Origin of the sequence: Kordiimonas pumila, from assembly GCF_015240255.1 — a bacterium.
GTDB classification, from domain to species: Bacteria; Pseudomonadota; Alphaproteobacteria; order Sphingomonadales; family Kordiimonadaceae; genus Kordiimonas; species Kordiimonas pumila.
The window spans coordinates 321635-338353 of the sequence record NZ_CP061205.1 but is presented as its reverse complement, the minus strand read 5'-3'; the positions used below and the strand labels follow the sequence as shown (position 1 = coordinate 338353).

10 protein-coding genes are annotated in these 16719 nt (G+C 49.1%); 7 read left to right on the top strand and 3 right to left on the bottom strand.

Annotated elements, in window-relative coordinates:
- Nucleotides 1–142: 142 nt before the first annotated feature.
- From ICL80_RS01375 to ICL80_RS01365, 3 genes are all read left to right on the top strand, one after another.
- Nucleotides 143–2926 (top strand): bifunctional aconitate hydratase 2/2-methylisocitrate dehydratase, encoded by a 2784-nt coding sequence (locus ICL80_RS01375; RefSeq protein WP_194214350.1) that lies wholly within the window; start codon nucleotides 143–145, stop codon nucleotides 2924–2926.
- Nucleotides 2927–3114: 188 nt separating this feature from the next.
- Nucleotides 3115–4806 (top strand): hypothetical protein, encoded by a 1692-nt coding sequence (locus ICL80_RS01370; RefSeq protein ID WP_194214349.1) that lies wholly within the window; start codon nucleotides 3115–3117, stop codon nucleotides 4804–4806.
- A gap of 341 nt (nucleotides 4807–5147) precedes the next feature.
- Nucleotides 5148–7064, top strand: coding sequence for an ATP-binding response regulator (locus ICL80_RS01365; RefSeq protein ID WP_194214348.1), 1917 nt, complete (start codon nucleotides 5148–5150; stop codon nucleotides 7062–7064).
- 7 nt (nucleotides 7065–7071) lie between these two features.
- Here the strand turns inward: ICL80_RS01365 and ICL80_RS01360 are convergent, their stop codons facing one another.
- On the bottom strand, nucleotides 7072–7338 hold the full coding sequence (locus ICL80_RS01360) for a BolA family protein (RefSeq protein WP_194214347.1): 267 nt from the start codon (nucleotides 7336–7338) through the stop codon (nucleotides 7072–7074).
- Nucleotides 7339–7489: 151 nt separating this feature from the next.
- On the opposite strand from ICL80_RS01360, the gene cobS reads away from it, so the two are divergent.
- The 3 genes from cobS to ICL80_RS01345 are packed head-to-tail and all read left to right on the top strand — an operon-like array spanning nucleotide 7490 to nucleotide 11411.
- A complete protein-coding gene (cobS, locus tag ICL80_RS01355; RefSeq protein WP_194214346.1) occupies nucleotides 7490–8488 on the top strand; it encodes a cobaltochelatase subunit CobS in 999 nt (332 codons plus the stop codon).
- A gap of 25 nt (nucleotides 8489–8513) precedes the next feature.
- Nucleotides 8514–10379: a cobaltochelatase subunit CobT gene (cobT, locus tag ICL80_RS01350; RefSeq protein ID WP_194214345.1), complete on the top strand. Its 1866-nt coding sequence runs from the start codon at nucleotides 8514–8516 to the stop codon at nucleotides 10377–10379.
- Nucleotides 10380–10385: 6 nt separating this feature from the next.
- The gene (locus tag ICL80_RS01345; RefSeq protein ID WP_194214344.1) at nucleotides 10386–11411 is read left to right on the top strand and encodes an esterase-like activity of phytase family protein; all 1026 of its coding nucleotides are present in this window, start codon (nucleotides 10386–10388) and stop codon (nucleotides 11409–11411) included.
- A gap of 57 nt (nucleotides 11412–11468) precedes the next feature.
- Here ICL80_RS01345 and rpmB read toward each other — a convergent pair whose 3' ends face one another.
- Nucleotides 11469–11762: a 50S ribosomal protein L28 gene (rpmB, locus tag ICL80_RS01340; protein ID WP_194214343.1), complete on the bottom strand. Its 294-nt coding sequence runs from the start codon at nucleotides 11760–11762 to the stop codon at nucleotides 11469–11471.
- A 126-nt stretch (nucleotides 11763–11888) separates the two neighbouring features.
- Nucleotides 11889–13643 carry an amidase gene (locus ICL80_RS01335; RefSeq protein ID WP_228073736.1) on the bottom strand — a complete coding sequence of 585 codons (1755 nt, stop codon included), beginning with the start codon at nucleotides 13641–13643 and terminating at the stop codon, nucleotides 11889–11891.
- 121 nt (nucleotides 13644–13764) lie between these two features.
- Between ICL80_RS01335 and ICL80_RS01330 the strand changes: the two genes are divergently transcribed.
- Nucleotides 13765–16716, top strand: a complete 2952-nt coding sequence (locus ICL80_RS01330; RefSeq protein ID WP_194214342.1) for a helicase-related protein — start codon at nucleotides 13765–13767, stop codon at nucleotides 16714–16716.
- Nucleotides 16717–16719 lie beyond the last annotated feature (3 nt).

Below are 16719 nucleotides of genomic sequence, written 5' to 3'. Positions count from 1 at the left end.
CAAACTATCTTGCAAGCAAGAGTTTGTTGCAATAATATGCCCACCAGCCCGCTTTTCCCTTGCCTGCAAGATTATTCTCTAGCCAGACTATTCTGCAGCCTGGGTTTCAAGCTTCATCTAACATTCTTTCGTCAGGACAGTCATGAGTTTGTATACAGAATATTTAAATGAGATCGAAACCCGAAAACAGCAGGGATTGAATCCAAAGCCCATTGAAGATGGCGCGCTTGTAAAAGAGATCGTCTCACAGATCAAAGATACTAACAGCGACCATAGAAAATCTTCACTTGAATTTTTTATCTATAATACCTTGCCAGGTACAACGAGTGCTGCTGGTGAAAAAGCTAAATTCTTAAAAGACATTATCCTTGGCGGCACTGTTGTGGACGAAATCTCGGCAGATTTTGCCCTTGAGCTGCTCTCTCACATGAAGGGTGGCCCGTCTGTCGAGGTTCTTCTTGATTTGGCCCTTGGTGATGATGTGTCAGTTGCGGAGAAAGCTTCTGCCGTTCTTAAAACGCAAGTTTTCCTCTACGAGATGGATACGGACCGCCTTGCCGCTGCTTATGCCGCCGGGAACGCGGTTGCTAAAGGTGTGCTGGAAAGTTATGCACAGGCTGAGTTTTTTACAAAACTTCCGGATATCGAGGAAGAAATAAAGATTGTAACCTATATTACTGCTGAAGGTGATGTGTCTACTGACCTGCTTTCGCCCGGCAACCAAGCCCATTCCAGATCCGACCGTGAACTGCACGGCAAGTGTATGATTTCTGAAGAAGCGCAAGCTGAAATACAAGAACTGCAAAAACAGCATCCTGATAAACGCGTTATGTTGATCGCTGAAAAAGGTACAATGGGCGTAGGCTCATCGAGAATGTCTGGCGTAAATAATGTTGCCCTGTGGACGGGCAAGCAAGCTAGCCCTTATGTACCCTTTGTGAACATCGCCCCTGTTGTTGGTGGGACAAATGGTATCTCCCCTATCTTTTTGACAACTGTAGGTGTGACTGGCGGGATTGGCCTTGATCTGAAAAACTGGGTTAAAAAGCTAGATTCAGAAGGGCAGCCCATTTTGGACGAAAACGGCGACCCGGCCCTTGAGCAAGCTTACTCTGTTGAGACAGGGACCGTGCTTACAATCAACACAAAGAAGAAGAAGTTATATAACGCGGACGGAGATAAAGAGCTGGTTGATATTTCTTCGGCATTCACGCCGCAGAAGGTGGAATTCATTAAAGCTGGCGGTTCTTACGCGATTGTATTTGGCAAAAAGCTTCAAACCTTTGCGGCCGCAACACTCGGCATTGAGGTGCCATCTGTCTTTGCTGCTTCTAAGGAAATCTCACACGCGGGGCAAGGCCTGACGGCTGTAGAGAAAATCTTCAATAAAAATGCTGTTGGTGTGACACCTGGTAAAGTTTTGCATGCAGGTTCAGATGTGCGCGTGAAGGTGAATATTGTGGGGTCGCAGGATACCACAGGTTTGATGACAGCTCAGGAACTGGAAGCGATGGCAGCTACAGTTATCTCTCCAACGGTGGACGGCGCTTACCAATCAGGCTGTCACACAGCGTCTGTATGGGACAAGAAGGCGCAGGCAAACATTCCAAAGCTGATGAGCTTTATGAATAAGTTTGGCCTTATCACTGCGCGGGACCCAAAGGGTGTTTACCATGCCATGACAGATGTTATTCACAAGGTATTGAATGATATTACTGTTGATGACTGGGCGGTTATCATTGGCGGCGATAGCCATACCCGCATGTCTAAGGGCGTGGCTTTTGGTGCTGATTCTGGTACTGTTGCGCTTGCCTTGGCAACAGGGGAAGCCACCATGCCAATCCCTGAATCTGTAAAGGTTACCTTCAAGGGCAAGCTTCAAGATTATATGGATTTCCGCGATGTGGTGCACGCAACGCAAGCGCAGATGCTAAAAGAATTTGGGGATAATGTTTTCCAAGGCCGCGTGATTGAAGTGCACATTGGCACGCTTATCGCTGACCAAGCCTTTACCTTCACTGACTGGACAGCGGAAATGAAGGCAAAAGCGTCGATCTGTATTTCACAAGATGAAACACTGATTGAATCGCTTGAAATCGCCAAAAGCAGAATTCAGATCATGATTGATAAAGGCATGGAAAACGGCGCGGGAACGCTGCAAGGCCTTATTGCTATAGCGAACAACAGGATTGAAGAAATCAAGTCAGGTAAAAATCCGGCACTCGCGCCTGATGACAATGCCAAGTATTTTGCTGAGTTTGTTGTAGATTTGGACCAAATTATTGAGCCGATGATCGCGGATCCAGATGTAAACAATGCAGATGTGTCCAAGCGCTATACCCACGATACAATCAGACCAGTTTCATTCTACAAGGGTGAAAAACAAGTAGATTTGGGCTTTGTTGGTTCCTGTATGGTTCACAAAGGCGATTTGAAAATTGTTGCTCAAATGTTGAAGAATATGGAAAAGAACGGCGATGCTATCAAGTTTCATGCGCCGCTCGTGATTGCGCCGCCAACTTACAACATTGTTGACGAACTAAAAGCAGAAGGTGATTGGGCAGTTTTGCAAAAGTATGCAGGCTTCGAATTTGATGATGATGCGCCGAAAAATTCTGCCCGCGTTGCCTATGAAAATATCCTGTATTTGGAGCGGCCCGGCTGTAACCTTTGCATGGGTAACCAGGAAAAAGCTGCCAAAGGTGACACTGTTTTAGCGACCTCTACCCGGCTGTTTAAGGGCAGGGTTGTTGAAGACACTGACGAGAAAAAAGGCGAATCGTTGTTGGCCTCAACGCCGGTTGTTGTGCTTTCAACCATTCTTGGCCGCACGCCGAGTATAGAGGAATATAAATCCGCAGTCGCTGGCATTAACTTGACTGCATTTGCGCCGCCACTTGGAAAGCCGCCGGTTACCCATCACTAACTTCGTTAGGATGGAGGACGCATTGGCTTTCCTCGGATTGCTGTATTCGTAAACTTTTTAGCAGGGCGTTTAATGCGCGCTGCTTGAATGTTTCTGCCTTTACATAATACACGTTATAGGGGTTCTTGACCCCAGCGGACCAGTTATGCAAATCTTTGCATAACTGGTCTTTTGCCGTTGGGGGTATTATGAAGGTGCTTTTTGTTGCGCTCGTTGCAGCCTTTACCGTGTGTTTTCAGGTTCAGGCTGTCAGTGCATCTGCCATTCCCGTTCAGGTTGCCTTAGAGGCGCAGTCAGACGGTGTTGTGGCGACATATCGATTCCAAAAGCCGGTTACGGAATTTCAATTTGAAAATACGGAAGCCTACGATGGCTTTGAAGATGCAGTGCCGCTTCGGCGTGCGACATGGCATGTGACCGATGAAGGCTTTGTTTTTGATGGTCTTTTGGTCCAGAGGGCGGACGGTCAGCCTTTCAGCAGTTTTTCGCTGCTCGCAGAGCCGGACATACAAAGCTATGACCGGGTTTACCCGGCTATTTACCGGATGGGGGCAAGTGCTTACACTTTTTTTACCCGCTACTTTTATGGGAACCAGGACCAGTTCGAAACGTATGCCTGCCTTCAAACACACACAGGCTGTGTAAACTGGGAACATGAAGCAGAGAGCAGCTTTATAGAAGAGGGCATGTATCTTTCGCTTGGTGACATAGTTGTCCGGCAAATCGATGGCTTTAGTTTTTATGCCGCTGATAGTGTTCCCGTGTTTTTGGCCGACCATGTGGCTGCTTTTTTGGCGGAAAGCGCCATAAATTATACCGCCATTTTCGGATTTGATGCCCCAAAAGCAAGCAGCGTGTATGTAACATACGCTGCAAACGATGATATGGAGACTAACTTCACGGGCAGTGTGGCAGAAGGCCCGACAATGGTTTTGTTCATTGCCCGTAAAATTGACCCTTCCATAAAGCGCGCGGACCTTGGCTGGTTAAGGGCTTTTATTGCGCATGAAGTTGTTCATTACTGGAATGGCGGCCTGTTTGTAACCGATGATGAGGAACAACAGCCTTGGTTGCATGAAGGGTCAGCAACATATTTTGCTGAAGTGCAGGCACCCGACACCCGCGTCCCCGTTGAAACGGCACAGGCATGGATGAATGGCTGTGCAGCTACCGTTAGTGAAAAGTCTTTGGATGGCCGCGTGGGTCCTCTTGTTGGTAAGGCACCCTATGACTGCGGCGCCCTCATTCACTGGTTGCTTGATGCCGGTTTAAGGCAGGCCTCAGAGAATAAGATAACGGCGGCGACTGTCTGGCGGCAGATGTTTGCAGGAGTGGCAGGTTCTGACAGGCGTCAGTATTCAGCCGCACTTTTCAAAACGCTTGTACTTCAACAACCCGGCGGTGCGAAGCTTTGGCCTGCTATCGATACGATTCTAGGCAGTGTGGGCGACAGGCGCTGGGACAGGCTGGTGGCACAAGCGGCTGATTTTGGCATTGAACTGCGCCCCAGTGCGCTGGAGGAATATGATCCTGCTGATATGTTTATGCCGATTCTGTTTACGTTTCTAGACGAAGAATGCAGCGCCGGTAATCGTGGTTTTTACTATTTTGATGATTATGTAAAACTTGATACCGGTGATAGGTGTGGCCCTATGTCTGGGGATCCGGCTATCAGAACAATAGACGGTTTCTCGCTCTACCATGACACCGCGGCGCTTTACCGCCACCTTGTAAGCGCGTGCAAGGCACATGCGTTGGTAACTTTTAGCAGTAGGGAAAAGGGTTCGCCAGATTTCAGCGTTGAATGCAAGGCAATGCCTGAGGTGCTGCCACAGGCATATCAGATTACCCGATTGCCAGAGATGGAAATGGCCCATTAAGGTGAATTGTGTCCATCAAACCCTAATTTTATCATGGTTTTGCCTTAAACCGCGCAGAATATAGCCAAATCAGACCCACGTCAGACAAGGAAATTGGTCGATGGCAAATTTATCAGGCGCAGAAATTATGATTTTATCAATTTTAACAGGAATAGTGGTTGCTGGTTTTTGGCATTGCTGGCATGCGTCAAGAAAACAGCACTATTAGGCTGGTAAAACTGATGAAATATCAAGTACTCAGTATGTAATACTTTAATATTAATCGATACCATTATTAAAGGCTTGGTAACTATTTCGACTCTATTCTGGTCGATGAAACTGAAATTTACACCGGAATAGTTATGAGCAAAAAGCTTGCTGCATCAAAAATGGCCATGCTGCTGGTCACGCTAATGATCGCCAGCATTGATGCGTTATATGCAGGGCCTTTTCCGGTTGCGCTTCTGCATGTTTTTACAGCTATTTATTTTAGGTATACATTTCAAAGGCTTAAAGCTCTTTATTATTGGGTCTTTTTTGGCTTTTTTGTGTTTTTGCCGTGGGCTGCAGGCCTTTCTTCTTCTTTCTCTTCCCTGAAAATCGTGGATGTTTTTGAGGTTGGTTTTTTTGCTCGTTTAATAATATTGCTGCTTTTAGGGGTTTTGCACTTTACCGCGAATCGCCTTGCAACCCCTGATGTACGCAGCCATGCACAGCTCAATGCTTTATGGGATTCGATTGTTGATGGCCTTATTGTGATAACGGACAAGGGCATTATCCAATCGGTAAACCCGGCGGTGACCAATATCTTTGGCTATTTGCCTGATGAACTTGTTCGTAAAAATGTAAAAACGCTTATGCCGGGGGAGTATGCTGATAATCATGATCAATATGTATCAAACTATAACCGCACCGGTGAGGCCAAAATCATTGGCATAGGCCGTGAAGTATCGGGTAAGCGTAAAAATGGTGAGATATTCCCGCTTTATCTTGCGGTTAACAGGTTTGAAGTAAATGGCAGGGTTTATTACGGCGGTATTGTCCGCGATCAAACGGCTGAAAAGAAAGCAGAGGCTGACCTTGTCGCTGCAAAAGAGGATGCGGAAGCTGCAAGCAGTGCTAAAAGTGCCTTCCTGAACAGTATGAGCCATGAGGTTAGAACCCCCTTGAATGCCATACTGGGTTTTGCACAGTTAATAGACCTGGATGTAGACGAAAAGGCCCAGCCAGAAATCCATGCCAACTTGGCTCATATCAAAAAAAGCGGTGAGCATCTGCTTTCTCTTCTGAATGATATTTTGGATCTGGCAACCATTGAAACGGGTCAGCTAAAACTGGATATGGTTGATGCAGACCTGAAGCAGATAATTCAGAATTGCATCGATATGGTAATGCCGATGGCGCTAAAGCACAAAGTGCGGATCATTCTGCGCGAGCCGCAGGCATCTTTTTATGTGGTTGCTGACAAAATACGATTATCACAGGCCGTGATGAACCTTCTCACAAATGCGATAAAATACAACAAAGTAGATGGAACAGTTGTTGTGAGTTTAACAAGCCAGCCCACTGGCCGTATTCGGGTTGCAGTCAAGGATGACGGTGTAGGTATTCCAGAAGCACACTGGCCTAAAATGTTTGAGCCGTTTAACCGGCTGGGCCGTGAAGCCATGAGCATTGAAGGTTCAGGTATTGGCTTGTCGGTCACAAAATCCATTATGGATACAATGAACGGAGAAATTGGTTTTACCAGCAAGATTGGTAAAGGCAGCGAGTTCTGGCTTGATTTACCGCTGGCAGGTGCTGGCCATAAGGTCGCGGTGGCTGCGAGCTTAGAAAAAAAAGAAGCCTTTTGCAATGCTGTACCAGCACCATCTGAAACTGTGAATGGCACTTCTGTAAAACCGCAATACGGCAAGGTTTGGGTGCTATATATAGAAGATAATAAATCGAATATTGAGCTTATGGAAAGTCTGATTAGACATATTGATAACGTGGAACTTGTTACCCGGTCAAAAGCGGAAGAAGGCGTTGCTTATGCCATTGTTAACACCCCAGACCTGATTTTACTCGACCTCAATATGCCAGAGATGGATGGCTTTGAAGCCTTTAATCTGCTTAAAGAGGATGAAAATACCCACCAGATACCGGTTTACGCGGTTAGTGCCGATGTACGCGGCTCCGTGGTGCAGCGTACAGAGGAATTGGGCTTCAGTGGTTTTGTTTCAAAGCCGTTTGATGTTCAGGAAATCAAGAAAATTATCAACCTGTCCCGAACCTGATGCCCAGTTAGGCAGGTACACTTGCCTTAATAGCGAGTGCGTGCACAGGGCCTGCTAATTCTTCTTTTAAGGCCGTCATCACCATGCGCTGCATGGCAACACGGCTTTGGCCCTCGAAGGATCGGGACTGAATAATCACTGTGAAATGGCTTTCCCCGCCTTCTCTGTGGCCACTGTGCCCCCTATGGCTTTCACTGTCGTCAATCACCTCAAGCCGGGTGGGGTTTAGGGCTTCGGTGAGTTTTTTTTCAATTTGTTTGGTGACTTCACCCATAATTGTCTTACTTTCTACTAGCTGGCTCTTAATTTCTTGGGTTCGCAGTTGCCCCTGTCTCTGGTAAACAGGCATTTCATTCTTTAGAATGGGTATTTGTTGCGCTAAGACAAGAGCCAATTTCTGGTGTGTAAGATAAAAAGGATATTCCATGACCGCAGTAGCGGCCGAAAAATTGCCCGGTTTAAACCTGCCAGACACTAGCGTGTCGGTTAGGGATGTTTTTGGTATTGATGTTGATATGCAGGTGCCTGCTTTTTCTGAGCGCACAGAGCATGTTCCAGACATCGATAGTACCTATGTGTTCGATAAAAACACAACGCTTGCCATTCTTGCGGGCTTTGCCCACAACCGGCGTGTGATGATACAGGGCTATCACGGCACGGGTAAGTCTACACACATTGAACAGGTGGCGGCGCGGCTGAACTGGCCCACCATTAGGGTAAACCTTGATAGCCATATCAGCCGTATAGATCTGGTGGGTAAAGATGCGATTGTCCTAAAAGATGGTAAACAGATAACTGAATTTCAGGAAGGTATATTGCCGTGGGCACTGCAAAGCCCAACAGCGATTGTGTTTGACGAGTATGATGCTGGCCGCCCTGATGTTATGTTTGTGATCCAGCGTGTGCTTGAGGTTGAGGGCAAGCTTACGCTGCTTGACCAGAACAGGGTGATTCGCCCTCATCCGGCCTTTCGAATTTTTGCGACAGCCAACACTGTTGGCCTCGGCGATACAACCGGCCTTTATCACGGTACACAGCAGATAAACCAAGGCCAGATGGACCGCTGGAATATTGTGGCAACCCTGAACTATTTGCCGCACGATACGGAAACCGAAATTATTCTCGCCAAGGTGCCGGAGTTCCAAACCGAGGACGGTAAGAAAACTGTGTCTAGCATGGTTCATGTGGCCGATATGTCGCGTGTTGGTTTTATGGCGGGTGATATTTCAACGGTTATGAGCCCGCGCACGGTGCTAACATGGGCGCAGAACACCCAGATTTTTGGTGATGTCGGCTTTGCCTTTCAGGTGAGCTTTCTCAATAAATGTGATGAAGCAGAAAGGCCGGTTGTAGCTGAATATTATCAGCGCGCTTTTGGCACAGACTTGCAGGAAAGCGCTGCCAACCTGATGACAGGGGCCTGATTCTTTCTGGTGAAAAGTAAAACCTATGGCCGACGGTAGTAGAAAAAACAGGGATATTTTTGAGCAGGCCCTTACCGCAACAACACGCGCTGTTGCGGCAGATAAGGATCTGGAAGTCCGCTTTTCTGCTGATCAGCCGGGCATAGTGGCAGACGGTATCCGTGTGCAGCATATGCCGGTTCATGTCAGGCAAAAAGATATTGCGGAAGCACGCGGGCAAGCGGATGCGTTGGCCCTTAGGCGGCGGTATCACGATGATAGGCTTCATCGCTCACTCGCGCCGTCTGGTACTGTTTCACGTGAAATTTTTGATGCTGTTGAAACCGCCCGGATTGAAGCAATTGGTGCGCGGCAAATGGCCGGCATGAAAGAAAATCTTGCGGCTAACGAATCGAAGCGTGCTCTTGAAAGCGGCCTTGCGCGGCCAAGCGATGATGAATTTGGCAAGCTTGCACAGGTAATGGGGCTTTTGGTGCGCGAGCGCTTAACCGGCAGCCCGCCGCCAGAGGAAGCGGTTTTAGCGGTTGAAGGCCAGCGTAAATGGCTCGAAGAATCGGTGGGGCACTTACTGGACCAGTTAGAAGGCAAATATCAGGACCAGCGAGCGCTGTCTGTTCTCAGCCGGTCTATGATCGCGGAGCTGGTGGGTGACGGTGAGGGGGATCAGGCTGACAAAGACAACAGCGATCAAGAGCCAGACGATACCGCAGGGGATGACCCAGAAGGCACAGAAGATACATCAAGCGAAGAAGAAGGCGCTGATGCTGACGGGGCCGATGGCTCAGAAGAAGGTGAAGGCGAGCCAGGTGACGATGAAGCATCGTCTGAGGCGGGCCTCGATGATATGGACGATTCGGACGCAGACTCTGGTGATGGCCAGCAAGAAGGCGCGGTGCCGTGGCGGCCAAACAGGCCGCTAGACCAAGTGTCGGATGCCCCGTTTTACAAGGTATTCACAGACGAATTTGACGAAACGATCAAGGCAGAAGATCTATGCGAGGCGGAAGAGCTTGACCGCCTGAGAAAGTATCTGGACCAGCAAATGCTGCATTTGTCGGGTGTCGTGTCAAAGCTTGCCAACCGTTTGCAGCGTAGGCTTTTGGCCCAGCAGCGCCGCCACTGGAACTTTGATCTGGAAGAAGGTGTGCTTGATGCAGGCAGGCTGGCGCGGATCATTCTCGACCCAATGAAGCCTTTGTCTTACAAGCTGGAATCAGAAACTGAATTTAAGGATACGGTGGTTACGCTATTGCTTGATAATTCAGGCTCCATGCGGGGTAGGCCTATCTCTATTGCGGCGATCTCGGCCGATATTTTAGCCCGTACTTTGGAACGCTGTGGCGTTAAGGTAGAAATTCTGGGCTTTACCACAAAAGCCTGGAAAGGGGGGCTATCGCGCGAGAAGTGGCTAAAGGCCGAGCGCCCACAAAAACCCGGCAGGCTTAATGACCTGCGCCATATTATTTATAAAACAGCAGATAGCCCGTGGCGCCGCGCCCGCCGGAATTTGGGCCTCATGATGCGCGAAGGCCTATTGAAGGAAAATATAGACGGTGAAGCGTTGCTGTGGGCGCATAACCGCCTGATGGCACGGCCTGAAGAACGCCGCATTTTGATGGTTATCTCTGACGGTGCGCCGGTTGATGACAGTACACTTTCGGTCAATTCCGGCACGTATCTGGAAAACCATCTTCGGCAAGTGATCAAATGGATTGAAGGTAAATCACCGGTTGAACTGATCGCTATTGGTATTGGTCATGATGTCACAAGATATTATCAAAAGGCGGTTACCATTCTCGATGCCGAGCAGCTTGGCGGTGCCATGACAGAGCAGCTCGCCAGTTTGTTTGCAGAGGTTGCCCCTACCCCGCGGGGCTATAAATCAAGGTAGTTACGAATGCGTAACAAGTTGTTTTTTCTAATACCCATGTGTGTTGCAGCGCTGGCTTTTGCCCCGTTTGGGGATGGCACAGAAATGGCACAAACTACGGCACATGTGCCTGACCCAGATGCCGCAGAAATGACGGTGAAACTATCTGCGGATGCCATGCCGCTTTATACTAAAAGGCCAGACACTAAAGCAGCCGGGGATCTTAGCTATATCGCAGGCTGGGAGCTAACCGGTAATAATTGGAATTTTGGCGGTTTTTCTGGGCTTTTGGTGTCAAACGATGAAAAAAAACTAATCGCCCTTAGCGATAAAGGCTACTGGCTTACGGCTTCGCTGAATATAACCAGTTATGTTCAGCCGCTTTATGCGGGGGTTATTCGGCATGCGGGGACCGCGAACAAGGAAAACAAAGAAACATTTTATGATGCTGAAAGCCTGACCGAATATAACGGCGGCTTTTTGATTGGCGCTGAGAACAATAACAGGCTGTTATTCACACCGTCAGTGAGCGAGCCACTTGTTTTGTCGCCGCTTAATGATCTGGTTGATTTATCAGGGCTTTCCAACAATAACGGCATTGAAGCAATGACAACAACGCCGCAGGGTGAAATTTGGATGTTTGCGGAAAACAGCCGTAATGCCCAAGGTAATCAGCCTGCATGGAAAATAGTAAACGGCAAAGCGGATAAACTACTATTCCATGCACCTAAAAACTTTTCGCCCACTGATGCGGCCGCCCTTGCTGATGGTAGCCTTTTAATTCTGATGCGGAAATACTCTGCCCTTGAAGGGGTGGCGATGAAACTGCTGCATATACCGCGCGCTAACCTTGAAAAGCCTATACTTGAAGGCATCGAGCTGGCGCATTTAACTGGCAGCGAAGCAAATATTGATAATATGGAAGGGCTGGATATCGTTTTGCGGCCTGATGGCAGCTATCATATTTACATGATGTCAGATGATAACTTTAATATTTTTCAGCGTACTATTTTATTGCTGTTTAGTTGGCAGCCACCACAGCTTAGCCAATAAAAATGCCGCGGCTTGTGAGCCGCAGCATTTGAAATTCGTATCAGTCTTTAAAAAAGCTTAAGCTGTTGCTTCTGCTTTAATTTTCTTGATTTGTTTCTTAATTTTCTGTGCGTTCGCGGACAGGTTTTCATCGCGAGATTTCAGCAGGAAATTATCAAGACCATCGTTATGCTCAACAGACCGAAGCGCATGCGTTGAGATACGCAGGCTAACAGAGCGGCCAAGAGCTTCAGAGATCAGAGTTGCTTTAGTCAGGTTTGGCAGAAAGCGACGACGCGTTTTATTGTGTGCGTGCGATACGTTGTTGCCAGACATTACTTTTTTACCAGTTAGTTCACATACGCGAGCCATGATCGTTATCCTTGTTTTTCTACGGGGGCATATTCCCACCGGAATCTTTATTGATCGGTTCAATTTAAGGCCACAAAACAGTGTGGACTGGCGGCATATATGCGATTCGGCCCTGCTGGTCAAGGGTTAAGGTGTGGTTTCTGTGTTCAGCACTGGCCGGTTTTGCTCAAAAAACCGGTATTTTTCCTCCAACAGGCGGCCAACGGCGATCAGTTGATCTTCTCTGAACATAGTACCCCATAAGGTAATGGCCTGCGGGTACGGTTTTTTGCGGCGGTCCGGGTCGGGTGCTGGCTGGTTCAGAAGCGGCGTGCTTTGCCGCATTTCCATGCCGATAGGCAGGGTAAGGCTCGGTGTGCCAGTAAAATTGGTGATAACCACCATATCGGCGGCAAAGCTTGGGCATACAATCAGGTCTACATGCCTGTAAACGTCGGCCATTGCCTCCATCACTTTGCGCCGGAAACGGTCAACCTGCAGGGCCTCAACCGCCGAGATAAAATAGGCACTGCGGAAAGTATTGGGCCACGCTTGCGGCTCTTGCCATTTTAGGGTGTCGTCCCTGTTTGTCAGAACCAGCTCTTCAAAAGCTGCGGCTGATTCCACATCAAGGGTTGTGAGAAGCGCATCGTAGGGCATATCAGGCAGGTCAATTTTTTGCAGGGTAAAGCCCATGTCGCGGAGATCAGTTAACACTTTAACTTCGCTCACGGTCGCGTCTTCAAACCATACGGGGTTATAGCCAATGACCATGTCTTCAGCGGCTGCTGTTTTTCCGTCATAGGCAAAACCCCAGTCAAAAGAGCTAGGGTCGCCTGTGCCCGCGCCGTTAAGGGCAGAGAGAACAAGGGCGGTATCTTCTGCATAGCGGCAAATTGGCCCTAACTTGTCGAGTGACCAGCAGAGCGCCATGGCACCGGTGCGCGGTACACGCCCAAAAGTGGGCCTAAGGCCGGTTGCGCCGCAGCGCCCCGAGGGTGAAATAATGGAACCAAGCGTTTCAGAACCAATGGCAAAACTGCATAAGCCAGCAGCAGTTGATGCGGCAGATCCTGCGCTTGACCCTGAAGACCCTTCGCCCAAGTCCCACGGGTTGCGGGTCAGGCCGCCAAACCACAAGTCGCCGTATGCAAGGGCGCCGAGCGTTGTCTTGCCCAGCAAAACCGCGCCAGCTGCTCGCAAGCGCTCAACAATAACGGCATCTGTTGTAGGGACCCTGTCTTTATAGGGTGTTGCTCCCCAGCTTGTAGTAACGCCTGCTGTATCGGCCAGATCTTTCAGGCCGTAGGGAATGCCGTGCAAAGGGCCTCGGTCTTTGCCATTTTGTAGTTCGATATCAGCTTGATATGCTTCTTTGCGCGCTGATTCTTTCATTACGGTTACGAAACATTCTAGGTTTGCAGCGTATTTCTGAATGCGCTGCAGGTAAATGTCAGTGAGCCGAATAGCTGTTATTTTGCCGGCGCGCAGCCATGCGGCCTGTTTCCAGACGGGTGCATAGGCAATGTTTTCATCGTTTGGCAAGGGGCCTGCATCTGCACTATATACACGGACACGGTTTTCCTGCTGGTAATAGACTTCCCCCGGCAGGCGTGGGTCGAATGTTTGTGCTGGTGTGTCTGCATTACTGAGCGGCGCTTTTTCACGCCGTGTTCGCATGCGGTTAACCAGCGCTTCCACGTTATCATAGACGAGCGCCCGCTCTGTATCGGTATAATTAAGGCCGAAAATTTGCTCTGTAAAGCGCAGGTCATTTGGCTGGCTAAGAGCTTTTGAACGCCCTAAGCCTTCCTCTGCATAGAGAGTGGCCGTTACAGCAATACCACTGATTGCACCACCAGATGAGCGTAGAAAACTGCGCCTGCTGAACATGGGTTTCATTTCATTCTCTGCCTATTGGTCGTCGGAAGTATCTTTTTAAACCATATAGAAAAGCGGGGACAGGCCAAATTTTAAAAAGCATTAGGCGTTTTGCTATTTGAATGTAGGCACTAATGCTTATATGAACGATCAAGAGCCAAAAAGTTTCGAGGGGTTTGTGGCAGGTATTATCAAAGCAGTTTTAGGCCCAACCAACACCGGCAAAACTCACTATGCTGTTGAACGTATGCTGGCGTATGCGTCCGGTATGATGGGCTTTCCGCTTAGGTTGCTTGCACGGGAAGTATATGACCGGGTGGTTGCCGTAAAAGGCAAGAACCAAGTTGCCTTGTTGACAGGGGAAGAGCGTATTGTGCCAAAAGGGGCGCGCTATTTTCTCTGTACAGCCGAGGCAATGCCGCGCATAAAAACGGTCGATTTTGTGGCGATTGACGAAATCCAGATGGCGGCTGACCCGCAGCGCGGCCACGTTTTTACCGAACATCTGCTCCATAGCAGAGGCACGTTTGAAACCCTGTTTCTGGGGGCCTCAACGATGCGCCCCTTGATTAGCAGGCTTATTCCGGGGGTCGAGATTGTCAGCCGCGAGCGGTTTTCAACCTTAAAACATATTAAGCCTGCAAAGCTTTCGCGCCTACCAAGACGTAGCGCGATTGTTGCTTTCTCTGCCAGCGATGTGTACGGGATGGCAGAATTGATGCGGCGGCAAAAAGGCGGTGCTGCCCTTGTTATGGGTGCGCTTAGCCCCAGAACACGCAACGCCCAGGTGGAAATGTACCAATCTGGCGAGGTAGATCATTTGATCGCGACAGATGCCATAGGTATGGGGCTTAACCTTGATGTTACCCATGTTTCGTTCGCGTCACTTAGAAAATTTGATGGCCGCACTTTCCGTGACCTGACGGCGGCAGAAGCAGCGCAGATTGCAGGCCGGGCTGGCCGGTACCAAACCGATGGTACCTTTTCAACACTGGGCGGCGGTGACGGCGATGCAATGGACCCCTTGATGATTTCCCAGATTGAAGAGCATCAATTTGACCCGGTTAAAACAATTTTCTGGCGGAATCACCGGCTCGATTTTTCGTCAATTGGAGCACTTATTCGGTCTTTAGAGCTACCAGCGCAGCAAAATGGACTGCACCGGGTGCGAGATAGTCTTGATCAGCTTGTTTTAGGCACTTTCGCAAGTGACACCCAGATAAGAGACATGGCGACTACAAAAGAAGATGTACTAAGGCTTTGGGATATATGCCAAATTCCTGATTTTAGGAAATTATCCTACGAAGATCATGTTGGGCTTTTAAAAAGAATTTATCATGATTTAAGTGGCCCATCCGGCACAATTTCGCATGACTTTATCGTTAGACAGGTTAAGCACCTTGACAATGTCCACGGCGATATAGATACCTTGGCCGGTCGAATTGCCAGTATTCGCATGTGGACGTATGTTTCACATAGGAAAGGCTGGCTATCTGACGGGGCTCATTGGGCCCATGTGACTCGCAGTGTTGAAGACAGACTTTCTGACGCACTGCATGAAAGATTAATCCAGCGATTTGTGGACAGGCGTACAGCCGTCCTCATGCGCTCGCTCAGGCAAAGGGACGCACTCAGCGTGAGCATAGACAGTGATACAAACCAGGTTTCAGTCGAAGGACATGAAATCGGTGAGCTTAATGGTTTTTCCTTTCGTGTAGATGCCTCTGGGGCACCTGACGAACAAAAGACGCTTCAGGCAGCAGCTGAATCAGCTCTGCAAATTGAGCTTACACGCCGCGCCAAGCTTTTTGCCAATGTTGGCTATAAAACGCTGGAATTCAGTTTCTCCGAAGGTCTCGCACATCCTAAACTGATGTGGGAAGGGGCTGCGATTGCCACCGTGCATGATAGTGGCGCTTTGTTTGCGCCTCGTATCAAGCTGGTGCAAAACAGCCTGCTACAAGGCGAGAGCGCAGATCTGGTACGCGAAAAAGCACAGGAATGGCTTGATAGCCGGATCGCTGAGAAGCTTGAGCCGCTTATTAAGTTGGCACAGGAACTGAACGGCGAAATTGAAGTGCCAGAGGGTACTGCAGCGCTTTCAGGGCTGGTACGGGGTGTGGCCTACAGGCTTTTGGAACATTACGGTGTAATGCCGCGTAGCCTTGTTGATAGTGATCTACGGCAGATTGATCAGGATTCCAGAAAAGGCTTGCGCCGGTTTGGAATTCGGATTGGTGCATCCAGCCTTTATATCCCTATTGTTATGAAGCCGCACGCGACTGAACTGCGCTTAATGATGTGGGCTATGGCAGGCAAGAAAACGGCGCTGCCTGCAATCCCGACACCAGGGATGGTATGGGTAGAAACAGATACGAGCGCCCCTCAGGAATTTTACGAGCTGGCTGGTTTTCAGGTTACAGGCAAAAAAGCTGTTCGCATGGATATGCTGGAGCGTTTGTCCGATGCTGTTCGTCCCTTGGGGCAGGCCGGTGGCTGGTTTGAAGTGACACCGGAAATAATGGGCCTTGTAGGCTTGTCGGGTGAAGACTTTGCCGAAGTAATGACGTCTGCAGGCTATAAGCATGAAATTCGCAAAGTTTCAGCGACGCCGGTTGTGGTAGTAGCTGAACCTGTTGCTGAAGCTGCAGAAGATGCGGCCCAAGATGACACGTCTTCGAACGAGGCTCCTGCGGAAGAGGCTGTAGCACCTACGGCTGAAATTACAGCGGATACTGTGCCAGATGCTGTTGTAGAGATTGCGGCAGTCACGGAAACGGAAGAAGCTGAAGCGCCTGCAGAGATGGAAGCGTCTGCACCAACAGAAGAAACGTCTTCAGACGAAGAGCTTGTTGAACGCTATTTCTTTACGTGGGCACCAAAACGCAAGCAACCTAATCGCCCTCAACCGGCTAATCGGGGCGCCAAGCGGCCTGAGAAGGCCAACAGGCGTCCAGCTAAAAAAGTCGGGGCACGGCCAAACGCAGAACGTGTGCATTCAGCGCGGCCACCTAAAAAAGAAAAACCAGTGGATCCTGATTCTCCTTTTGCGGCACTTGCGGGCTTGAAGGACGCTTTGTCTAAAAAGAAGTAAGCG